General features: G+C 75.3%; 21 protein-coding genes and 2 pseudogenes. 12 read left to right on the top strand and 11 right to left on the bottom strand.

Annotated elements, in window-relative coordinates; all coding sequences use genetic code 11:
- Window positions 1-97: 97 nt before the first annotated feature.
- Window positions 98-883 carry an RNA ligase family protein gene (locus GA0070606_RS04650; RefSeq protein WP_091095384.1) on the bottom strand — a complete coding sequence of 262 codons (786 nt, stop codon included), beginning with the start codon at window positions 881-883 and terminating at the stop codon, window positions 98-100.
- A gap of 163 nt (window positions 884-1,046) precedes the next feature.
- Here GA0070606_RS04650 and GA0070606_RS04645 point away from each other — a divergent pair, with 163 nt between their 5' ends.
- On the top strand, window positions 1,047-1,472 hold the full coding sequence (locus GA0070606_RS04645; protein ID WP_091095382.1) for a hypothetical protein: 426 nt from the start codon (window positions 1,047-1,049) through the stop codon (window positions 1,470-1,472).
- Window positions 1,473-1,517: 45 nt separating this feature from the next.
- Here GA0070606_RS04645 and GA0070606_RS04640 read toward each other — a convergent pair whose 3' ends face one another.
- The 7 genes from GA0070606_RS04640 to GA0070606_RS04610 form a co-directional block, all read right to left on the bottom strand.
- Window positions 1,518-2,582 (bottom strand): ABC transporter ATP-binding protein, encoded by a 1,065-nt coding sequence (locus tag GA0070606_RS04640; protein WP_091095380.1) that lies wholly within the window; start codon window positions 2,580-2,582, stop codon window positions 1,518-1,520.
- Complete coding sequence (locus GA0070606_RS04635) at window positions 2,579-3,394, bottom strand: ABC transporter permease (RefSeq protein ID WP_091095378.1); 816 nt, start codon at window positions 3,392-3,394, stop codon at window positions 2,579-2,581. The genes GA0070606_RS04640 and GA0070606_RS04635 overlap by 4 nt, the downstream gene beginning before the upstream one ends.
- Window positions 3,391-4,200 (bottom strand): molybdate ABC transporter substrate-binding protein, encoded by an 810-nt coding sequence (gene modA, locus GA0070606_RS04630; protein WP_425413026.1) that lies wholly within the window; start codon window positions 4,198-4,200, stop codon window positions 3,391-3,393. The genes GA0070606_RS04635 and modA overlap by 4 nt, the downstream gene beginning before the upstream one ends.
- Complete coding sequence (locus GA0070606_RS04625) at window positions 4,197-4,616, bottom strand: TOBE domain-containing protein (RefSeq protein ID WP_091095376.1); 420 nt, start codon at window positions 4,614-4,616, stop codon at window positions 4,197-4,199. Before GA0070606_RS04625 ends, modA begins: the two co-directional genes overlap by 4 nt.
- 244 nt (window positions 4,617-4,860) lie before the next feature.
- Window positions 4,861-5,253, bottom strand: coding sequence for an SCO5389 family protein (locus GA0070606_RS04620; protein ID WP_091095374.1), 393 nt, complete (start codon window positions 5,251-5,253; stop codon window positions 4,861-4,863).
- Window positions 5,254-5,443: 190 nt separating this feature from the next.
- A complete protein-coding gene (smpB, locus tag GA0070606_RS04615; RefSeq protein ID WP_091095372.1) occupies window positions 5,444-5,938 on the bottom strand; it encodes an SsrA-binding protein SmpB in 495 nt (164 codons plus the stop codon).
- A 72-nt stretch (window positions 5,939-6,010) separates the two neighbouring features.
- A complete protein-coding gene (locus GA0070606_RS04610) occupies window positions 6,011-6,904 on the bottom strand; it encodes a LysR family transcriptional regulator (RefSeq protein ID WP_245724566.1) in 894 nt (297 codons plus the stop codon).
- Window positions 6,905-6,998: 94 nt separating this feature from the next.
- Between GA0070606_RS04610 and GA0070606_RS04605 the strand changes: the two genes are divergently transcribed.
- From GA0070606_RS04605 to GA0070606_RS04590, 4 genes are all read left to right on the top strand, one after another.
- Entirely contained in the window at window positions 6,999-7,820 is an 822-nt protein-coding gene (locus GA0070606_RS04605) for an NAD(P)-dependent oxidoreductase (RefSeq protein WP_091095368.1), read from the top strand.
- Window positions 7,817-8,239, top strand: a complete 423-nt coding sequence (locus GA0070606_RS04600; RefSeq protein WP_091095367.1) for a RidA family protein — start codon at window positions 7,817-7,819, stop codon at window positions 8,237-8,239. Before GA0070606_RS04605 ends, GA0070606_RS04600 begins: the two co-directional genes overlap by 4 nt.
- Window positions 8,240-8,706: 467 nt before the next feature.
- Complete coding sequence (locus GA0070606_RS04595; RefSeq protein ID WP_091107288.1) at window positions 8,707-10,653, top strand: ABC transporter ATP-binding protein; 1,947 nt, start codon at window positions 8,707-8,709, stop codon at window positions 10,651-10,653.
- A gap of 187 nt (window positions 10,654-10,840) precedes the next feature.
- Window positions 10,841-11,380, top strand: a complete 540-nt coding sequence (locus GA0070606_RS04590) for an RNA 2'-phosphotransferase (protein ID WP_091095365.1) — start codon at window positions 10,841-10,843, stop codon at window positions 11,378-11,380.
- Between the two features lie 10 nt (window positions 11,381-11,390).
- Here the strand turns inward: GA0070606_RS04590 and GA0070606_RS04585 are convergent, their stop codons facing one another.
- The 3 genes from GA0070606_RS04585 to GA0070606_RS04575 form a co-directional block, all read right to left on the bottom strand.
- Window positions 11,391-11,903 carry an NUDIX domain-containing protein gene (locus GA0070606_RS04585; RefSeq protein WP_091095363.1) on the bottom strand — a complete coding sequence of 171 codons (513 nt, stop codon included), beginning with the start codon at window positions 11,901-11,903 and terminating at the stop codon, window positions 11,391-11,393.
- A gap of 61 nt (window positions 11,904-11,964) precedes the next feature.
- Window positions 11,965-12,525, bottom strand: a complete 561-nt coding sequence (locus GA0070606_RS04580; RefSeq protein WP_176737235.1) for a riboflavin biosynthesis intermediates N-glycosidase — start codon at window positions 12,523-12,525, stop codon at window positions 11,965-11,967.
- A gap of 69 nt (window positions 12,526-12,594) precedes the next feature.
- Entirely contained in the window at window positions 12,595-13,068 is a 474-nt protein-coding gene (locus GA0070606_RS04575; RefSeq protein ID WP_091095359.1) for an ArsR/SmtB family transcription factor, read from the bottom strand.
- Between the two features lie 261 nt (window positions 13,069-13,329).
- Here GA0070606_RS04575 and GA0070606_RS04570 point away from each other — a divergent pair, with 261 nt between their 5' ends.
- The 7 genes and pseudogenes from GA0070606_RS04570 (at window position 13,330) to GA0070606_RS04545 (ending at window position 21,376) form a co-directional block, all read left to right on the top strand.
- Complete coding sequence (locus tag GA0070606_RS04570; protein WP_091107286.1) at window positions 13,330-13,836, top strand: hypothetical protein; 507 nt, start codon at window positions 13,330-13,332, stop codon at window positions 13,834-13,836.
- Entirely contained in the window at window positions 13,836-15,242 is a 1,407-nt protein-coding gene (locus GA0070606_RS04565; protein WP_091095357.1) for a hypothetical protein, read from the top strand. The genes GA0070606_RS04570 and GA0070606_RS04565 overlap by 1 nt, the downstream gene beginning before the upstream one ends.
- Window positions 15,243-15,427: 185 nt before the next feature.
- Window positions 15,428-15,700, top strand: a pseudogene (locus GA0070606_RS33980) (VWA containing CoxE family protein); the annotation flags it as partial.
- A 174-nt stretch (window positions 15,701-15,874) separates the two neighbouring features.
- Window positions 15,875-16,945, top strand: a pseudogene (locus GA0070606_RS04560) (VWA domain-containing protein); the annotation flags it as partial.
- Between the two features lie 15 nt (window positions 16,946-16,960).
- The gene (locus GA0070606_RS04555; protein ID WP_091095353.1) at window positions 16,961-18,073 is read left to right on the top strand and encodes an ATP-binding protein; all 1,113 of its coding nucleotides are present in this window, start codon (window positions 16,961-16,963) and stop codon (window positions 18,071-18,073) included.
- Window positions 18,070-20,895 carry a DUF5682 family protein gene (locus tag GA0070606_RS04550; RefSeq protein ID WP_091095351.1) on the top strand — a complete coding sequence of 942 codons (2,826 nt, stop codon included), beginning with the start codon at window positions 18,070-18,072 and terminating at the stop codon, window positions 20,893-20,895. The genes GA0070606_RS04555 and GA0070606_RS04550 overlap by 4 nt, the downstream gene beginning before the upstream one ends.
- A 40-nt stretch (window positions 20,896-20,935) precedes the next feature.
- The gene (locus tag GA0070606_RS04545) at window positions 20,936-21,376 is read left to right on the top strand and encodes a MerR family transcriptional regulator (protein ID WP_091095349.1); all 441 of its coding nucleotides are present in this window, start codon (window positions 20,936-20,938) and stop codon (window positions 21,374-21,376) included.
- Window positions 21,377-21,435 lie beyond the last annotated feature (59 nt).

Below are 21,435 nucleotides of genomic sequence, written 5' to 3'. Positions count from 1 at the left end.
CTCCGACCCTGGTCCGCCTCGTTCGGATCGCCTCGGCCCGGGCCGGCCCGGGCCGAGCAGTGGTCCCGGATCGGGCACGCGGCCCGCGTGGCGGGCGTCAGCGTCGGCGCTCGCGGCGCTTCAGCGTGCGCTCGTAGTCCTGGAACCGTGCCTTGGCGATCGCCGAGCGGTCCGCCGCGCGGAGCACGAGCCCCTCGGACGGGCCGGCGGGCCCGTCCAGGGCCACCGTGGTCCGTGGCAGGTGGTCGACGAGGAACGCGTGGGCCTTGTCGATGTCGCGGGGCAGTTCCTCGGCGGCGACGGTGCCGAGCCGGGGCACCGTCGCCAGCCCCAGCGCGTCGGCCCGCTCGACGAGTTCGGTCTCGCCGAGGAAACGCTGGCCGCCGCCGTCGCGCCACGCCGAGATCCGCTGGGCCGGCCAGGCGAGCATCGGTGCCGGGTCGTCCAGCACCGCCACGTCGAACAGCCGGTGCCCGACCTGGCGGCTGGCCGTGTAGTGCCGGGAAGCGCCGGTCACCCTGCCGCCGTACACCTCCAGGTAGAAGACCGTGACCCGGTCGTCGGCCGCGGCGACGGTCAGCGCCTCGGCCACGTCGCGCAGCGCGTCGACGATGCCGAGCGCCGGGTTGCCGATCAGGTCGCCCCGCGCGTACAGCAGCTCTTCCCGGCTGCCGATCAGGTACGCGCCGCCGGGCAGCACCACGATCCGCGCGTTCGTCCCGTCGATCTTCTCGGTGAGGGTGACCGGCCCGGTGAACTCGACGCACTCCGCCAGCAGCCCGCCGTCGCGGGGGTCCAGCGCGTGGTAGGTCGGGATCGAGGGGTACTTGGTCAGCGAGTTGATCGCCCGCAGGTCGACGGTCCGGACGTCGATGCTGGACATGGCATCCTCCTGGGTGGCAGCTCCGCCGCACCGCGACTGCGGGGCGGCGCCGGGCGGGCAGCGTATCCGTCCGCGACGGGGCGCATCACGGAATTTCGGCATTCCCGGTCCACGGTGGACCGTCGGCGGCGGAAATGTCGTACCCGGCGGTGACCATCCATCCATGGCCGTTCCCGCTCTCACCCCGCACACCGACCAGCCGCGCTCGGTGCCGCTGCGCGAGGCGCGCACGCGGTTCACCCAGCTCGTCGCGCTGGCCGAGCTGACCGACACCGTCACCGTCGTCACCCGTGACGGCGATCCCCGACCGGTCGCCGCGATCGTGCCGGCCGCCGCCGCCCGCACGGCCGCCCAGGCCCGCGCCGACGCGGACCGGCTCGCCGCCGTGACCGCCGGCTGGGCCAGGCGGCTCGACGAGGCGCACCGGCAGAGCAGCCGGCGACACTCCGCCGAGCTGCGCGCGGTCACCGCCGCCCTCGCCGAGGCATGGGCCGAGCTCGACCGGCGCGTCCGGCCTGGCACCGACCCCGACCTCGCCCGGCTGCGCGCCGCCCACGCCGACCTGCTGGCCGCCGACCCCACGCCCTGACGAGACTCGCCCCGACGGTGCTCGCCCGCCACCGGGACAGCGAGCTCAGCCTGCGGGGTATGCGTGGGTTTCCGTCGCCTTGACGGCGGCCCAGACCGGCTGCCCCGGAGCCAGCCCGAGCTGGGCGGCGGCGGCCGGCGTGACGTCCGCCGCCACCCCGATCGGCCCGTCCAGCCGCACCCGCAGGTTGTCGCCGTGCCGCTGCACCCCGGCCACGGTGGCCGCCCAGGTGTTGCGCGGGCTGCCCTCGGGCCGCGTTGCGTGCAGGGCCACCGCCGACGGCCGGAAGGCGACGAAGGCCTCGCCGTCGAGCCGGTCGGCCACGGTGAGGGTCAGTCCGTCGCCGACGCGGACGCGGTGCCCGTCCGCGTGGCCCCGGTGCAGGTTCAGCCCGACCAGCCGGGCCACGTAGTCGGTGCGCGGCCGGGCGGTGACGGTGGCCGCGTCTCCCTCCTGCACCACCCGCCCCCGCTCGACGATCACCAGCCGGTCGGCCAGCACCAGGGCGTCCAGCGGGTCGTGCGTCACCAGCAGCGTGGCGCCCGGGTGCGCGGCCAGGTGCCGGTGCAGCTCGGCGCGGGTGTCCAGCCGGGTGGCGGCGTCGAGCGCGGCGAGCGGCTCGTCCAACAGCAACAGCGTCGGCGCGACGGCGAGCGCCCGGGCCAGTGCGACCCGCTGCGCCTGCCCGCCCGAGAGCTGCCGGGGTCGGCGGTGGGCGTGCTCGGCCAGGCCGACCCGGTCGAGCCAGGCGCGGGCGGTCTCCCGGGCCGCACGCCGGTCGGCACCGCGCCGCCGTGGCCCGAACGCCACGTTGTCCAACGCGCTGAGGTGAGGGAAGAGCAGGTAGTCCTGGAAGACGACGCCGACCGGCCGGCGCTCCGTCGGCGTCCAGGCGCGCCGCCCCGGCCGGTCCAGGTCGACGCCGTCGAGGGTGAGGTGGCCGGCGGTCAGCGGGAGCAGGCCGGCCAGGGCGCGCAGTGCCGTGGTCTTGCCCGCGCCGTTGGGGCCGAGCAGCGCGACGACCTCGCCGGCGGCGACCTGCAACGGTACGTCGAGACGGAATCCGCCCCGGTCCACGACGAGGTGGGCGTCGAGCAGGGGCGCGCTCACGGGCTGGTGATCCAGCGGTCGCGCAGCCCGGCCAGGATGACCACGGAGACGGTGAGCAGTACGAGGCTGAGCACCACGGCGGCCTGCACGTCGGTCTCCAGCGCCAGGTAGACCGCCAGCGGCATGGTCTGCGTACGGCCGGGATAGTTGCCGGCGAAGGTGATGGTGGCACCGAACTCGCCGAGTGCCCGGGCCCAGCACAGGACCGCGCCGGCGGCCAGGCCGGGAGCCACCAGGGGCAGGGTGACGTGGGTGAACGTCGTCCACCGGCCGGCGCCGAGGGTGGCCGCCGCCTCCTCGTACCGGTGGTCCGCGCCGCGTAGCGCACCCTCGACGGCGATGACGAGGAACGGCATCGCGACGAACGCCTCGGCCAGCACCACGCCGGTGGTGGTGAACGGCAGCGAGATCCCGAGGGTCGCGTCGAGCCAGCCGCCGAGCAGGCCCCGCCGGCCGAAGACCAGCAGCAGCGCCACCCCGCCGACCACGGGCGGCAGCACCAGCGGCACGGTGACCAGGGCGCGTACCAGGCGCCGGCCGGGGAACTCGACGCGGGCCAGCAGCCAGGCCAGCGGCACCCCGAGCAGCAGGCAGAGCAGCGTGGCGAGGGTGGCGGTCAGCAGGGACAGCCGAAGCGCGGCCAGCACGCCCGGCTCGGCCAGCCGCTGCGGCAGCGTGGTCCACGGCGTACGGGCCAGCAGCCCGACCAGCGGCAGGACGAGGAACGCCAGACCGAGCACGGCCGGCAGCAGCAGCGCGACGGGCACCCCGCCGCCCCGGCGCGGGCCGCGTACGCCATCGGTACGCCTCACGGGGCCTGGAACCCCGCCTCGGTGAGTGCCGCCCGTCCCCGCTCGCCCCGGACGTACGCGACGAAGGCCCGCCCGCCGGCCGGGTTGGGCGCGTCGCGCAGCACCACGACCGGGTAGTCGTTGACGGCGCGGGCGGACTCGGGGAAATCGACGGCCGTCACGTCGGTCGCGGCGGCCAGCGCGTCGGTGCGGTAGACGAGGGCCGCGTCGACCTCCCCGAGCCGTACCTTGGCCAGCGCGCCCCGGACGTCCTGCTCCAGGGTGACCGGGGTGAGGCGGACCGCGGCCGCGTCGAGCGCGGTGCGGGCCGCCGCGCCGCACGGCACCTGCTCCGCGCAGAGCGCGACGGTCAGCCCGGGGCGGGCCAGGTCGGCCAGCCCGGCGAGGCCCCTCGGGTTGCCCCTCGGCACGGCGATGACGAGCTGGTTGCGGGCGACGACGGCCGGGTCGCCGTCGGCGTCGCCGGCGCGCGTGACGGTGGCCATGTTCGACGCCGCCGCCGAGGCGAACACGTCGGCGGGTGCGCCCTGGCCGATCTGGGCGGCCAGCGCGGAGCTGCCGGCGAAGTTGAAGATGACGGTCGTGCCCGGGTGGGCGGTCTCGAACTCCCGGCCGAGCCGGGTGAACGAGTCGGTGAGCGAGGCCGCGGCGAACACGGTCACCGTCCCGCCGACACCCGTGCCACCGGCGGCGGAGCCCTCGCTGCCGCAGCCGGCCAGGACCGCGAGGACGGCCGCCGCCGCCACCGCGCGCAGCCGGCGCCCGCGCCGCGGCCGAGGACCGGCGGCGGAGGGGCCCGCCCTCACGACCCCTGCCTTCCTCGGGAGCCCGTCGCCGGGGCGACCCGCTCCACCACCACCGTGGTCGACTTGATCACCGCCACGGCCAGCGAGCCGACCCGCAGGTCCAGCTCGTCGACGGCCTCCCGGCTCATCAGCGAGACGATCCGGAACGGCCCGGCCTGGATGTCGACCTGCGCCATGACCCTGTCCTTGACGACGTCGACCACGATGCCGCGCAGCCGGTTGCGGGCCGAGGACGAGTCCGACCGCTCGTCGGGATCGGCCGCCTGTGCGCGCGCGAACGCGGCCAGGTCGACCCCGTCGATCACCCGGTGCCCGTGCTCGTCGCGGCCGGCGGTGAGTCGTCCGGCGTCGACCCACCGGCGCACGGTGTCGGCGCTGACTCCCAGCAGCTCGGCCGCCTCGCCGATGCGGAACATCACCGGGTCACCCTAGCGTCGGCGCGGATGCGAGGCGTGCGCCGCCCCGGCCCTCGCGGCTGCCCAAGGCTGCCACCCGCCAGGCCGGGCATCTGCGGTACGCGAGCGGGCGGGGGCACTCCAGGCGGCGACCGGGCGCGGCGGCCAGGTAGGACGTCACCGCCGAGCGGGCGGGCACCGCGTCGCGCCGTCGGGCGGGGCGGGCACCGTCGTGCCGTCCCGCCCGACGGCCGCGACGCCGGTGTCAGCAGTTGCGCAGCTCGGGGGACTGGTTGAGCAGCTGACCCCGGGCGGAGACGAACCGCCGGTAGGCGTCGGAGTCGACGGCCGCCGGGCGGAACGCCGCGACCCGGTGGCAGTTCTGGAAGGCGAGCTTGACCTGGAAGTGCCGCTCCAGCCCGGCCCGGATGGCGTCGCTGGCCAGCGCCCGCAGCAGCTGGCCGCGCTCGGCCTCGGTGGGCGGCGGGATGACGTTGTCGGCGTGGTCGGCGCCGCTGGACTCGAGTTCGGCGGCCACCCGGCTGACGGTCTGCCACGCGTACGGCAGCGAGTCGCGAACGCAGGCGACGAACTCGGCGTCGTCGACGGGGCCGCGCTCGGCGGCGTCGAGCAGGGCGGGCGGGACGGTGAGGGACATGCTTCTCCTCCACGGCTCTCTGATAATGACTACGATTGTCATCACCGGCGTGCGAAGAGCAGACCATGGTCGGTCCCGTGGCGTCAAGGACTCTCCGGCGCGCCGTGACCACGCGGCGTGACCGACGCGGGTCGACCGGGCGAACGCCGACGGCCGGCCCGACGGTGGCGGTGAGCGCGCCGGGTGGCGGTCAGCTCCGCCGCGCGGTGCGGCCCTTGAGGCGGCGGCCCAGCTCCCGGGCGATCTCCCGTTCGGCGTCCCGCTCGGCCAGCGCCTGCCGCTTGTCGTACGACTTCCTGCCCTTGGCCAGGGCCAGCTCGACCTTCGCCCAACCGCCCGCGAAGTACATCGACAGCGGCACCAGGGTCAGCCCGCCCTCGCGGGTCTTCTCCAGGATCCGGGCGATCTCCACCCGCCGCAGCAGCAGCTTGCGGGTGCGGCGCGGCGCGTGGTTGGTCCAGCTGCCGAAGCCGTACTCGGCGATGTGCAGGCCGTGCAGCATGAGCTCGCCGTCGTGTTCCTGGGCGAACGCGTCGACGAGCGACGCCCGGCCCTCGCGCAGCGACTTGACCTCGGTGCCGGCCAGCACGATGCCCGCCTCGTACGTCTTGAGGATCGTGTAGTCGTGCCGCGCCTTCTTGTTCGAGGCGATCAGCTTGCGCTCGGTCTGCCGGGCCGGGTTCACCCCGTGGAGGATATCCGCCCGGCGGTCGACGTCGCGGCGGTGGCCGCCCGCGTCGAGCGGGCGCGCGTCCGCTCAGAGCCGGCGGGCCTCCTCGGCCAACCCGTCGAGCAGCCGGGCGACCGCCGGCGGGCGGTGCCGGCCGGCGGCGGTGGCCGCGTACACCCGGCGGGCGGGCGCGTCGTCGGCGTGCAGACGCAGCAGGGCCAGGTCGGCCGGGGCGGCCCGGATCGCCAGCGCGGGGACCAGCGCGACCCCGAGGCCGGCCGCCACGCAGCCCAGCTTGCCGGTCCAGTCGGCCGCGACGATCTCCACCCGGGGTCGGAATCCCGGCGGCATGGTGGCCCGCATCAACGGGTCCTCGCCGCCGGGCGACCCGGCGATGAACGGGTCGTCGACCAGCTCCGCCAGGCGGACCGTGCGGCGCCGGGCCAGCGGGTGGTCCCGGGCGACCGCGACCAGCAGGCGCTCGTCGAGCAGATGGTGCAGGTCGAACCTGCCGGCGTCCAGCGGCCGGTCCGACGGCGCGCTCACCACTGCCACGTCGGCGTCGCCGCCGAGTAGTCGTTCCAGCAGCTCCGGCGTCCGTCCCTCCACCACCGACAGGGCCACCCGCGGGTGCGCGCCCCGGATGCCCGCCAGCGCGCGCGGCACGAGGGCCGCCATCGCGGTCGGGAACGCGCCCACCCGTAGCCGCCCACCGCCAAGCCCGCGCAGCGCGTCGAGGTCCCGGTGCGCGGTGGCCAACCGCTCCAGCACCGCCTCGGCGTGCGGCAGCAGGCACCGCCCCGGCTCGGTCAGCGCGACGCCGCGCGGGAGGCGGTCGAACAGCGCCACTCCCAGGTCGGCCTCCAGCGCCGCGATCTGCCGGGAGACCGCCGACTGCGTGTAGCGCAGCTCGCGGGCGGCCGCCGTGATCGACCCCTGCCGGGCCACCGTCCGGAACACCTCGAGGGAGAACGGTTGCACCCGGTGAGCGTACGCGCAGCCATGCGCCGATCGCATGTCAGCCATCGTGAGGATTCGTTGGTCGCATGGCACCGTCCCGCCTAGCGTTTCCGCCATGACGAAGATCGCCGTACTCGGCGTCGGACGGATGGGGGCGTCGATCGCCCTGCGCCTGCTCGACGCCGGTCACCAGGTGACGGTGTGGAACCGCACCGCCGCCCGCGCCGCACCGCTCGGGGAGGCCGGCGCGACGGTGGCCCGGACGCCGGCCGACGCCGCCCGCGCCGCCGAGGTCGCCATCACGATGCTCACCGACGCCGCAGCCGTCGACGCGGTGCTGTTCGGGCCGGCCGGCGCCGCCCGGGCGCTGCCGCCGGGCGCCTGCCTGGTCGAGATGTCCACCATCGGCCCGGCCGCCGTCCGCGACCTCGCGGCGCGGCTGCCCGCCACCGTCCACCTGGTCGACGCTCCGGTGGGCGGGAGCGTGGCCGCCGCCCGCTCCGGCCGGCTCCGGGTGCTCGCCGGCGGTGCCGACGCCGCCGTCGCCCGGGTCACCCCCGTCCTGGAGGCGCTCGGCTCCGTACGCCACTGTGGCGCCACCGGCAGCGGGGCCGCGCTGAAGCTCGTGCTCAACACGGCGCTGCTGGTCGCGGTCGGCGGACTCGCCGACACCCTCGCGGTCGCCCGCGCCGTCGGCGTCGACCGGACCACCGCACTCGACGCCCTGGCCGACGGCCCGCTGGGCGGTGTGCTCGGGCGGGCCACCGCCCCCGACGCCGACTTCCCGGTCGCCCTGGCCGGCAAGGACCTCGACCTGGCCCGCGACGCGCTCGGCGCCGTCGCGGCGCCGCTGGTCCGGGCCACCCGCGCCGCGCTGGCCGCCGCCCCCGAGCCCACCTCCGACATCGCCACCCTCGTGACCCGGGAGCGCCCGTGAACCTGACCCTCGACAACCCGCCGACCGTCGCCGCGCCGTTCGGCGACCGGTTCGCCCACGTGGCCCGGCTCGACCTGCCGGGCGGCGCCCTGCTCGTGCTCGCCGGCCAGGTCGCCGTCGACGACCACGGCCGGCTGGTCGGGCCGGGCGACATCGTCGCCCAGTCCGAACGGATCTTCGATATCGTCGGCGGCGTGCTGGCCGCCCACGGGGCGGAACCGGCCGACGTGCTGCACATCCGCACGTTCATGACCGACCTCGGTGACCTGCCCGGTTACGCGTCGGTCCGACGTCGCCTGTTCACCGCCACGCCCCCGCCCGCAAGCACGACGGTGGAGGTGAACCGGCTCTTCCTGCCGGGCGCGCTGATCGAGGTGGAGGTGACCGCCGCCGTCTCCGGCCCGCCGCCCCGCACCTGACCCGGCGCGATCCTCGGCTGTCCCGGCCATCCCGATGTCCGGGCCATTCCGGTTATTCCGGTCGCCCGGTTATTCCGGTTGCCCGGTCATTCCGGTTGCCCGGTCATTCCGGTTGCCCGGTCATTCCGGTTGCCCGGTCATTCCGGTTGCCCGGCCATTCCGGTTGCCCGGCCATTCCGGTTGCCCAGCCATTCCGGTTGCCCAGCCATTCCGGTCGCCCGGCTGACCGGCCGGGATGCCGGGACGGCCGGCGCGGGGTGCCGGGGTGGCCGGCCGCGGGGTCGGCCCCGGGCCGATCCCGGCGACACGCCGTTAGCACGCCCGTTCGACACGCCGCTCACGTGGAGACATCGATCGGTCGCAGGAAGTAGTCTCGGGGCCGTCCTCGCTGGTCGGACGCGTCACGGCCACTCCGCCCGGCGGGGCGTCCGGTTGTCGCCGCGCCCCGAGGAGCGCCCGTGGAGTCGATGACCCGCCAACGCCGACCGTCCGGGGAGGACGGCCCGCCGGACGCCGACGCCGGGCTCCTGCCGGAGCTGGACGACGCCGACTGGATGCACCACGCCCACGAGTTCGCCCACACCAGCTTCTGGGCGGTCGCCCGCCGGCTGCCCCGGCTGGTCCGCGAAGCGGTCGCCCTGGCCTGGGCCACCAGCCGCCGGGACACCGTCGCCTCCATCGGCCTGAACATCGGCGCCGGGGTGATGACCACCTTCGGGCTGCTCGCCACCACCGGCGTCCTGCGCGAGCTGTTCGCCGCCGGGCCCACACCGGACCGGGTCCGCGCCGCGCTGCCGGCGCTCACCGTGGCGGCGGCGGCCGTGGCCGCCAAGGGTGGGCTGACGATCGCGGCCGGCTGGGCGCAGGCGCGGCTGACCCCGCAGATCAACTACGAGGTCGAGCTGCGGCTCTTCCAGGCCACCACGGCGGTCGACCTGGCCGCGTTCGACGACGCCGGCTTCGCCGAGGAGATGGACCGGGCGCGGGACCGGGGCATGGGCGAGGCGGCCTACATCGTCGACCACACCGTCAACCTCGTCACCGGGGTGGTGGGGATGCTCGCCACCGCCGTGGCCGTGACGGTGATCCAGCCGGTGCTGCTGCCCTGCCTGCTCCTCGCGGCCCTGCCGCAGGCGGCCACCGCCGTGCGGGTCGCCCGCCGGCAGTACCTCGCCATGCTGGCCCGGATCACCCGCCAGCGGCGGATGCGGATGCTGGCCCAGCTGATGGCCAACCGGCACACCGCCGCCGAGGTCCGGTCGTACCAGATGCGCGACTACCTGCTCGCCGAGTACCGCACCATGATGGCGGTCGAGACCCGCGCCCACCTGCGGCTGGTGCGCGCCCAGACCACCACCCGGCTCTTCGGCGCGTCCGCCGCGGGCCTCGCCACCTTCGGCGTCTACGCGGTCCTCGCCGTGCTGCTGCTGAACGGGATGGTCGCGCTGGCGGCCGCCGCGACCGCGCTGTTCGCCCTCCAGTCCGCCCGCACCAGCCTCGGCGTCGCGATCCTGGCGACCAACTCGCTCTACGAGGACGCCCTCTACTACCAGGACTACCGCGACTTCCTCGACCGCGCCCGGGAGCGCGTGCCGACCGGGGGCGGTCGGGCGGTCGACGGGTTCGACGAGATCGAGCTGGACCGGGTGAGCCTGCGCTACCCGGACACCGACCGCCCCGCCGTCGACGAGGTCAGCCTCACGGTGCGGCGCGGCCAGGTGGTCGCCCTCGTCGGCGAGAACGGCTCCGGCAAGACGACCCTGGCCAAGCTCGTCGCTGGGCTCTACCGGCCGACCGGCGGCACCGTCCGCTGGGACGGGGTGGACGCGCGCGAGCTGGATCCCCGGGACACCGGCGGGCAGGTGGCGGTGATGACGCAGGACTGGTGGAAGTTCCCGTTCACCGCCCGGCAGAACATCCGCATCGGGCGGCACGACCGCTCGCCCGAGCGGCCGGGGCCCAGCGTGCACGACGCCGCGCAGGCGGCGGCCGCGCACGACATGATCGTCGACCTGCCCTTCGGGTACGACACCCTCCTGGACCGCGAGTTCAAGGACGGCCATGACCTCTCGGGCGGGCAGTGGCAGCGGCTCGTGGCCGCCCGCGGGCTCTACCGGGACGCGGCCCTGCTGATCTGCGACGAGCCGTCGGCCGCGCTCGACGCGCGCGCCGAACACGCGCTCTTCCAGCACCTGCGCCGCCGTCCCGACCGGGCCGTCGTGCTGATCACCCACCGGCTGGCCAACGTCCGGCACGCCGACCAGATCTTCGTGATGGAGCGGGGACGCCTCGTGCAGCACGGCACCCACGACGAGTTGATGTCGGCCGGCGGTCTCTACCGGGAGCTGTTCGAGCTGCAGGCCAGCGGGTACCTCGCCGGCTCCCCGGCAGCCGACGACGCCCTGCCCCGCTGACCGCCCGTGCCCTGCGGACTGCCAACGCCCGCGAAATCCTGGCGCTGCCGTCCGGGTCCGGATCGAACAGCGAATCCAGGTGCAGCCACTGACGTTGCCCCGGGGCCCGGCGGATCACGCCGGGCGTACGGCGGCGGGTCGTCGAATCGGATGGCGTGGACCACCCGCGGAAGGCAGACTCCGGGGCGTGGATCATCGGGCGATGGTGGGGCTCAGCAAGCGGATGTCCCTGGCGTTGCGGCACCAGCCGGCCCGGTTCGGTCTCGTGCCCGACCGGGCCGGCTGGGTGCCGGTCGACGACCTGCTCGCCGCGCTGCGGATCGACCGCGCCGACCTGGACGCCGTCGTGGCCGGCAACGACAAGCAGCGCTTCGCCGTCGAGAGCGGCCCCGACGGCGTCGAGCGGATCCGGGCCAACCAGGGGCACACCATCCCGGTCGACCTGGGGCTCACGCCGTGCCCGCCGCCGGCCCGGCTCTACCACGGCACCAGCAGCGCCGCCCTCGACTCCATCCGCGCCGTCGGCCTGCACCGGGGCGGCCGGCACCACGTCCACCTGTCACCGGACGTGGCGACCGCGAGGCAGGTGGGCGCCCGTCGGCGGGGCGGGGTGGTGATCCTGACCGTGGACGCGGCGGCGATGGCGCGCGACGGCCACGAGTTCTACCGCAGCGCCAACGGCGTCTGGCTCACCGACGAGGTTCCCGCCCGCCACCTCGGGACCTGAGCGACCGGGTTCAGCCGGGGTGCTGGGCGAGGAAGTCGGCGAGCACCCGGGTGTGGGTGGAGAACGCCAGCTCCGTCGGCTCGGTGAGCACCAGCCACTCGGTCGCCTCCTCGGTCGGCGCCGAGGGCGGCAGCTCGTCGGCCCGCCGCTCGGGCAGCACACCGAAGATCATCATCGTGCCGCCGGCCGGGGCGCTGTGCACCGCGAAGAGCCGGGCGTCGGCGGCGTCGGCGCGCAGGCCGGTCTCCTCCCGCAGCTCCCTGACGAGGGCGTCCTGCCACTCCTCGCCGTACTCGATGAAGCCGCCCGGCAGCGCGAGCAGGCCGCGCGCCGGCTCGATGTCCCGGCGGACGACGACCACGCCGAGGCCCGTCGCCGTGCGGACCGGCAGCACCGCCACCGCGACGGGCAGCGGGTTGCGCCAGACGGTCTCCCCGCAGGCGGCGCAGACCCGCGGCCATCCGGCAGCCGCCGGGTACGCCGTGCCGCAGAACGAGCAGTGGGAGTGCGCGACGGCCGTCATGCCGCAGCACGTTACCCGGCCAGTGCGGGTGCCGCCCGAGGCGTGCGGCAACGCCGGCCTCTCACGGACCGGCCGTGCCCAGGGCGTCGCGGGCGTCCATCAGGGCGAAGCCGAGCAGGTTCGCGCCCGGCCACGCTCGCGGATCCTCCGCGCGCGGGTCGTCGGCGGACAGGCCGATGCCCCAGACGGCGTCCACCGGGCTGGCCTCCACGAGCACCCGCCCGCCGGTGGCCAGCAGGAACGCCCGCAGGTCGTCGTGCTGGCCGAACTTGGCGACGCTGCCGGCCACCACGATGTCGTAGCGCCGGGCCGCCCAGGTCGCCTCGTCGAAGTCCCGCACGCGGCGGCCGAGCGCCTTGGCGCGGTGCGGATGCCCGGCGGAGAGGATCTGCCCGGCGATCTCGGTGTCGCCGAACAGCATCGCCTTGTGCCACATCATCCAGTGCTCGGCGGTGGCGTACGTCCGGCCGCCGTCGCGGAACGGGGCCGGCCACCACTGGCTCAGGCAGCCGGGCCCCACGCTGCCGTCACGGCGCGGCCGGTGGCCCCAGAAGTGCAGGTAGCGGATGCGCTCGCCCGCCTGCACCGCGGCGACGAGATCGGCGACGGATCGGGGTGACATGCCCGAGAGTGTGCCCGAAGGCTCCGACAGGACGCCGCCCGTCCACCGGCGAGCGCGCAGCCGGCCCGTTCACGCCCCCGCGCCGTCGCCGGTCGCCCCGCCGGTCGCCTTCAAACCGTCGCCGGTCGCCTCGCCGGTCGCCTCGCCGGTCGCCTCGCCGGTCGGCGCAACGGTCGCCTCGGGCACCGCGCCGGTCGCCTCGTCGGGTTGCCCGCGCAGTCGCCGTTCGCGCATGCCTCGGGCGAGTTCGGTCGCGAGGGCCTGCAGGGGCGGCGTCCAGAACTGACGGAAGTGGTCGAGCCACCGGTCGACCTCCCGCAGCGGCCCGGGATCGACGGCGTAGAGGCGCCTGGTCCCCTCCGCGCGCACCGTGGCGAAGCCGTTGTCCCGCAACACCTTGAGGTGCTGCGAGACGGCCGGCTGGGAGATCCCGAACTCGCGCCGGATCACGTCGCAGAGCCCACCGGCGGTCACCTCACCGTCGGTGAGCAGTTCGAGGATGCGGCGCCGGACCGGGTCGCCGAGCACATCGAAGGCGTGCACCCGTCATTTATATCAACTTCAACTTAATTAGGCGATAGGTGATGAACGGTGATCGTGTCGGGGAGGCGACGCCCCGGGCGTACGCCGGTGCCACCCGCCACCGCCCGCGACCGTGACCCGGGTCGGAGGCCGACCCGGTCCGCCCCTTCGGCGATGTCGCACCCGTGGTCCATGATCCTCGTCGTGACGGCGACGCCGGGCCGATCCGGCGGCGCCGTGGTCACGGCGGCGCCGCGTGGCGGCGGACGGGAGGTTCGGACAGTGGCGGACGCGGAACAGGCCGCGTGGAGTCGGCGCAGCAGCGCACGGGTGGTGCCGCCCGCACGGCCCCGCAAGCTGGCCAAGGCGCCCTTCGTGGAGCTGGCCGACGGGCGGCTGCAGGGCGTGGTGTCCAGCGGGTCGGACGTCGAGCGGGTCTACGTGTCGTCGATCGCCGCCGGCACCCACGCCTACCACTGCAGCACCAACAACAACCGCCCCTGCGGCGGGCTGCGCGGCGCCCCGTGCAAGCACCTGCACACCCTCGCGGAGGAGGCCGTCCTCCAGTACGGCGTCGACCGGGTCGCCCGCTACCTGCGGGTCGAGGTCGGCGACCAGGCGAGCACCGGCGCGGACGTGCTCGCCGCCATGGACGCGCGGCACGAGCCGACGCCCGCCGCCGTCGTGTTCAGCCGCTTCCTGCGCCACCTGTCCTACCTGGAACTCCCGGGCAGCTCGACCCCCGTGCCCGAGCTGCACTGGTTCCCGGCCACCGGGGCGGGCCGCTGATGCTCGGCACGCAGCTCGCCGTCCTGCGCGACGGCGCCCCGACCGGTCTGACCGACGCCCTCGACCTCGTCGCCGGCCTCGACGGCGCCCTCGTGCGCGGGTTCGCCCGGGTCGGCGAGGACGACGCGGCGGCGCTGGCCGCGCTGGCCGGCGCGCTCGCCCCCACCCCGCTCGGCGACCGGGTGGCCGACGCGGCCGGCACGGTGACGGCCGGATCGGTGGCCGAGGAGCATCTCGTCGCCCTCGCCGGCGCGCGCAGCGCGCTGCTCGGCGCCGCCCACGACGCGTTGCTCGGGCAGCTCGACTCCGCCCTGGGCCGGGCGCGTGCCCCCTGGGCGTCGGGCCCCACCGAGCCCTCGGCCGCCGCGCCGCCGCCGCTCGCCGTCGTCCGCGCGTGGCTGCACGAGCTGGCGGTCACGGGCTGGCGCGGCGTCGACCACGAGATCGTCGCCGCGGCGGCGGCACCGGTCGAGGCGGCTCTCGCCGAGCCCGGCCTGCGTCGGCTGGCGGTGCTGCTCGACGGTTTCGCCGCCGAGCTGCGGGCCTGCGCGCCGGTCGCCACGATGGCGCATCCGCCGGCCCGGCGCTGGGCCGACCTGTGGGCCCGGGGCATGCTGCTCGCCCAGGACGCGGCGGCCGTGGCCGCCCCGCCGGCGGTCGAGGAGGTCTCCGGGCGGCTCCTCGTGCTCGGCGTCGACGTGCACGAGCACGACACCGCCGTGCAGGCGCAGGTGCACGGGATCCTCGAACCGGCCGACGGCGCTGCGCCCCGGCTGGTCCGGGTCGCGGTCGGGGCGGTCAAGGTGGACACCATCGTCGGGCCGGCGCTGTGGCGCCTGCTGGACGCCCACCCCGTACTGCTGACCGCGCTCGCGGAGCGGCGGGGGCTGACGGTCACCGGCCTGCCGCTGTGCGGCGGCGACCTGCTCTGGCACGACGACCGGGCGCGACTCGCCGAGGCCGCCGATCCGTTCGCCACCGCGCGGGTCCTGCTGCCGACGGCGGTCGCGGCGGCGTCGGCGCCGCTGGACCGGCATCCGGCCGGGATCGCGGAACCCGTCCTGCTCGAGGGGTACGCGGTGCGCGACGACGAGGGCGCGCTCACCGTCGAGCTCGACGGCCATCCGCTCGCTGTCGCGGTCGACCGGCTGCCGTCCTGCGCCCCGGTCACGCCCGAGTTGGTCGCGGCCTCGTCCGCCTGCCTCGGCCTTCTGCGGTGGGACGACGGTCGGTGGCTGCTCCAGCCGCTGGCGGTGCAGGCCACCGTCAAGCGCAAGCCGGTCGTCGCGCACACCGGCGACTGGGCCCGTGGGATCACCGATCCGAAGGTGGCCAAGGCCGACGCCAAGGCGGGCGACGCCGTGGCGGTGCTGCGCGAGCGCGCGGGACGGTTGCTGCGCCGATGACCGACTTTCCCGCCCCCACTGACGCCGCTTCCGCCCGCGCTGACGTCGCTTCCGCCCGCGCGTGCGCCGCCTCCGCCCGCGCTGGCGTCGCTTTCGACGGCGGGGGCGTCGCTTCCGACGGCGCTGGCATCGCTTCCGACCGCGCTGACGTCGCTTCCGACGGCGCTGGCGTCGAGCGCGCCGACGTGGCCCCCGCCGGCCCCGAGCGCGCCGACGCCAACCGCCGCCAGGTGCTCTACTGGCGGCTGCTCGCCCGGCTCTTCGACCCCGACGAGCAGCCCGCCCTGGAATCGGCCAGCATGGCGGTCGTCGACGACCTCGGCCTGCCGGCCGCGCTGCTGGACCCGGCGGTGTCGGTGGACACGGTCGTCCAGCGCTTCCCGGCCCTCGCCGACGAGCTGCGCGGCCTGCTCGAACCGGGGCAGGAGCCGGCCACGGCCGGCCGGCCAACCACGCCCACCGAACCCGACGCTGCCGCCGCGACGGACACCGCGCCGGGTGGCACGGCGGACACCGCGCCGGGTGACGCGGTGGGGACCGCGCCGGGCGGTGCGGCCAGCGTCGGCGCCGCGGCCGGGGTGGACGGCGGGTCTGCCGGGGCCGGGGCGGGCGGCGACGCGCCGCCCGCCACGCCGGGCGCCGCGGAGGTACGCCGGGCGGCGCTGGTGTCGAAGCTGCTGCTCAACGTGTTCGCCACCGGCCACGGGCCGGTCGACGCCGGCCAACTGGCCCGGTGGCAGTCCGACGCGGGCTGGTTCGAGCAGGCGCTCGGCCTGGAGCCCGGAGGGCTGCGCCGGCAGGCCGGCGGTGACGGCCTGGGCGGGGTGCTGGCCGGCCTGGAGGGCGACCTCGTCCGCCGGATGCACCTGCGGGAAGTGCTCGCCGATCCGGCCCTGGCCAGCCGGCTGACGCCGAGCATGTCGCTGATCGAGCAGCTGCTGCGCGACAAGGCCAACCTCTCCGGCGTGGCGCTGGCCAACGCCAAGGCGCTGATCCGGCGGTTCGTCGACGAGGTCGCGGAGGTGCTGCGTACGCAGGTCGCGCAGGCCAGCGCCGGCGTCGTCGACCGGTCGGTGCCGCCGAAGCGGGTCTATCGCAACCTCGACCTCGACCGCACCATCTGGCAGAACCTGACCAACTGGAGCCCGGAGGACGAGCGCCTCTACGTCGACCGGCTCTACTATCGGCAGACGGCCCGCCGGGTCACGCCGGCGCGGCTGATCGTGGTGGTCGACCAGTCCGGTTCCATGGTCGACTCGATGGTCAACTGCACCATCCTCGCGTCGATCTTCGCCGGCTTGCCCAGGGTGGACGTGCACCTCATCGCGTACGACACGCGGGCGCTGGACCTCACGCCGTGGGTGCACGACCCGTTCGAGGTGCTGCTGCGCACCAACCTGGGCGGCGGCAACGACGGCCCGGTGGCGATGGCGCTGGCCCGCCCGAAGATCGTCGAACCGAAGAACACGGTCATGGTGTGGATCTCGGACTTCTACGAGTTCGACCGCTCCCAGCCGCTGTTCGACGGCATCGAGGCGGTGCACCGCTCCGGGGTGCGGTTCATCCCGGTCGGCTCGGTCAACAGCTCGGGCCAGCAGAGCGTCAACCCCTGGTTCCGGCAACGCTTCAAGGACCTGGGCACGCCGGTGGTCTCCGGCCACATCCGCAAACTCGTCTTCGAGCTCAAGAGCTTCCTCACCTAGGAGAACGAACCCCTCATGTCCGAGATGCTGCGTGCCCCCGCCGAGGTCAAGTACGCCGAGGAACTCGACTACCTGGAGTCGGTCGACACCGACCCGAAGCCGTTCTCGTGGCGGCTGAGCCCCCGGATGGTCCGCCTGTTCGTCCTCGGCTCCGAGCGGGCCGACGGGCTTGACCGGGAGATCCCGCAGAAGTGGTTCGGCGATCGCACCTTCGTCGAACGGAGCATCGTGACCCTGGCGTCGGACCGTGGCCTGCTGCTGATCGGCGACCCGGGCACCGGCAAGAGCTGGCTCGCCGAGCTGCTGGCCGCCGCGATCTGCCGCAACTCGACCCTGGTGGTCCAGGGCACCGCCGGCACCACCGAGGACCACATCAAGTACTCGTGGAACGTCTCGATGGTGATCGCCCGGGGGCAGTCCCGGGAGTCCATGATCCCGTCGCCGATCATGACGGCGATGGAGCAGGGCGTGATCGGCCGGTTCGAGGAGCTGACCCGTTCCACCAGCGACGTGCAGGACGCGCTGATCTCGATCCTGTCGGAGAAGTACGTCTCCATCCCCGAGCTGGACCACGACAACATCGTCTTCGCCAGGCCCGGCTTCTCGATCATCGCCACCGCGAACAGCCGGGACCGGGGCGTGAACGACCTCTCCTCCGCGCTCAAGCGGCGGTTCAACTTCGTGCGGATCCCGGTGGTGACCAACAAGCGCAGCGAGGCCGAGATCGTCCGCTTCCGCACCGAGGAGCTGCTGCGCCGGCACCAGATCGCCCTCGACGTGCCGCCCAACCTGCTGGACATCCTGCTGCAGAGCTTCGCCGACCTGCGCGCCGCCGCCGCCTCGGCGACCAGCGACGACGAGAAGCTGGAGTCGGCGCTGTCCACCGCCGAGCAGATCGGCGTGCTGGAGGACGCCATCCTGCACAGCCAGTTCTTCGGCGACCGTACCCTGCGCGCTGCGACGCTGGCCGGGTCGCTGGTGGGCTCGCTGGCCCGGCGCAGCCCGGAGGACCTGGCGATCCTCAACAAGTACCTGCACGGGGTCGTGGAGCCGCGCGCCAAGCAGGACGGCGGCGGCTGGGAGGGCTTCCTCGACGGCGGCCGCCAGGCGATCGCCTCCCTGTCGTGACCGCCCCCACCGAGGCCGGGCCGTTCGGCGCGTTGCGCCAGCAGCTCACCGCCGCCGCCACCGCCTTCGCCGGCGACCCGGGCGCCGTCGCCGACATCCTCGCCGGCATCGTCGACGACGTCGACCGGGCCCTCGGCGAGGAACTGGAGATATTCCCGGTCTGCCACCACTCGCCGGCCTCCGCGCTGGCCATGGTCCGCCGGCTGCGCGCGAAACAGCCGAAGGTGATCTACCTGGAGCTCTGTGAGGACCTCCAGCCGCTGCTGGGCGAGCTGCGTAACTGCCGGCTGCCGGTGGCGGTGCAGGCGTTCGCCTCCGAACTGGAGGGCTTCCCGGCCGACTGGGGGCCGCTCAGCGTGGTCGCGCCGATCACCGAGGCCAGCGCCGAATACCAGGCCATCGCGTACGCGCTGGAGACGCCGGGCGTCGAGCTGGTGCTGGTGGACCGCTCCACCGACCACGTCTTCCAGTGGTCGCCGCGTCATCCCGGCGAGGCCGACGAGGCACCGGCCGGCGGTGACGTCGAGCCCGCCGCCGGCGCGGGGGAGGAGGCGGCCCTGCACGGGGACGCGGTCGGGGTCGAGATCGGCGACCTGCGGCCCCGCTTCGCGGAACTCGAGGCGTACCTGCTGCACCACGGCAAGGTGCGGCACTGGTCGGAGTGGTGGGACCAGTACGTCGAGCAGCCGCTGGCCGACGCCGACCACGACACCTACCGGCAGGTGATGGTGCTCATCGGCAGCCTGTTCCGGCGGCTGCGCCCGGCCGGGGCGGACGGTCGGGACCGCGACGAGGACCGCGAGCGCTACATGTGGACCCGGATGCGGCAGCACCTCGCCGCCTCCGGAGCCGATCCCGCCGACTGCCTCTACGTCTGCGGAGCGTTCCACGCGGCCAGCCGCGTCGCGCAGTTCGGGCTGCGCTCCGACGCTCCCTTCGAGATCGGTCCGCGCACCCGCACCCGGTGGCACCACGGGCTGATCCCCTCCAGCCACTCCGCCATCGAGGCGCAGTTCGGGCTCGCGCCCGGGTCGGTGTCGATCGCCTCGGCGACCTGGACGAAGGCGCTGGCCCGCACCGGGCTGACCCCGTTCCGGCTGGAGGGGCAGCGCGGCACCCGCACCCGTGCCGGCCGCCGCCGCGTCGCCCCGGCCCCCGCGCCCGCCGCCCCCGTCGCCGACCGGCTCTCCGGGTTCCTCGGCCGGCCGCCGACGGCGCAGGGCCTCGACGAGGCCGAGCTGCGGGGCTGGTGCGTCGACATCGTCCGGCTGGCCCGACGCAACGGCTACCTGGCCAGCACCGCCGACGCGATCGCGGTCTTCGAGACCTCGATCCTCCTCGCCGGCCTGCGCAACCGGGCCCGCCCCACCCCGTACGACTTCGCCGACGCGGCGGTCACCTGCATCGAGAAGGACGTCGTCCCGGGGCGCCGGGACGTCCGCCGACTCTGCGAGATCCTGTTCGGCGGCGACCGGATCGGCCAGGTCGGCTACGAGGCCCTTCCGCCGCTCGCCCGCGACGTCCACGACCGGCTGGGTCCCCTCGGGCTGGACCTGGAGAAGCGCACGATCCAGCGCGCCCTGCTGGACCTGCACGCCGAACCCGCGCTGGCGCCCTGCTCGGACCTGCTCTGGCGGCTGCGGCACCTGCTGCCCCCGGACGCGGTGCGACCCATCATGGGCGAGCGCCGGCTGGGACACCGGTCGATCCAGGAGAGCTGGGACCTGGCCCTCGGTCGCCACCAGCGGGCGCTCATCGAGCTGGGCTACGAGGGCGTCACCGTCGAGCAGGTGCTGGAGCAGCGCCTGCGCCGGGCGGTCCGGGCGCCGGACGCCACGGCCTCGGTCGCCCTGGCGGCCGTCGAGGACGCCGCCCGGCTGCTCGACAACGCGCGTCTGGTCGACGAGCTGGGAAACCGGGCGGTGGAGCTGCTCGCCGCCGAGCGCACCGTCGACGACGCGCCCGAGGTGCTGCGCCGGATCCGGCGGCTGCTGGCCCACCACCGGGCGACCGGGCCGCTGCCCGCGTGGTGCGAGGCGTTCGTGACCACCGGGTACGCGCACTACTGCACGCTGCTGCCCACGGCGTTCCTCGACGAGGACAGCGGCGTGCGCCAGGTCGGCGCCATGCTGGGTTTCCTGTTCGGCATGGAGAGCCTGGCGGTCTCCCTGGGCTGCGACCGGTCGCAGCTCGAACTCGCCGTCGCGCAGTCCCACCCGCAGACGCCGGCCAAGGTGGCGCTGCTGTGGGCCGCCCGGCACCAGTTGGGCCTGTTGTCCCTGGCCGAACTGCGTGCGTGCTGCGCCGCGCTGCTCGGCAACCCGCTGGTGGTGCCCGCCTTCCCGCAGTACCTCAGCGGCTTCGTGCAGGCCCTGGAGCCGGTGCCGGGGCTCGCTCCGTTCGTGGTGGAGGTGATGTCGTCCGCGTTCGCCCGGCTGCCCGACCCGGTCCTGCTGCCCTGGCTGCCGACGCTGATCACCACGCTGCGCGACCACGGCCCGGAGCTGGTTCCGCTGCTGGTCCGCGAGGCCGGCCGCACCTTCCCGGGATCGTTGCCCGCGCTGGATGCCTGGGTGCCGCCGTGGGAGGCGTCGCCGGCCCCGCCGCCCGCGGTCACCGCCGTGGCGTCCGGGCCGGTGGCGGCCCTGCTGGCCGGGCATCCGGAGTCGGTCGACGCCGTCGCCGCGCTGCTCGGCTGCGCGGGTGACTGGCGTACGCCGGACGAGGCCGGGGCCGGCGTCCCGGCGGAGCTGGCCGCGCTGCTGGCCGCCCACCCGCAGACCGCCGACGCGGTGGCGGCGCTGCTCGGGGTCCGGTCGTGACGGCGTGGCGCCGGCCCCGCGACCCGTCGGAGGGTGCCGCGTGAGGATCGGGGAACTGGCGTTGGTGACCGGCGTGAGCGTCCGCGCGCTGCGCCACTACGAGCAGGAGGGGCTGATCCGGCCCGGGCGGGGCGGCAACGGCTACCGGGACTTCGACGACGACGCGATCGAGGCGGTGCGCCAGATCCGCGGGCTCCTCGACGCCGGCCTGCCGATCCGCCTCATCCGGGAGATCCTGCCCTACCTCGACGGCCCGACGGACCTGTTGCCGCAGGTGCCGTGCTCGCACATGCTCGAGCAGGTGGCCCGGCAACGGGACCAGCTCGACCGCCGCATCGAGTACCTGACCCGCAACCGCGACGCCCTGAGCACCTACCTTCAGGCCGCCCGGACGGCCGCCGGCGCGGCCGTGGACTGCGCCGACGCCGACTGCGCCACGGAGCCGGGCGCCCCGGCCGGCATGCTCGACCCGGGCCCGTGAGCGGGGGTCGTGCCGCTGCCGGGCGTCGTGTTCGCCCGCGGTCGAGTGGCGTACGGCAC

This window comes from Micromonospora citrea (assembly GCF_900090315.1).
GTDB lineage: Bacteria > Actinomycetota > Actinomycetes > Mycobacteriales > Micromonosporaceae > Micromonospora > Micromonospora citrea.
Note: the sequence above shows the minus strand (reverse complement) of the source record. Positions and strands in the feature narration are given on the sequence as shown.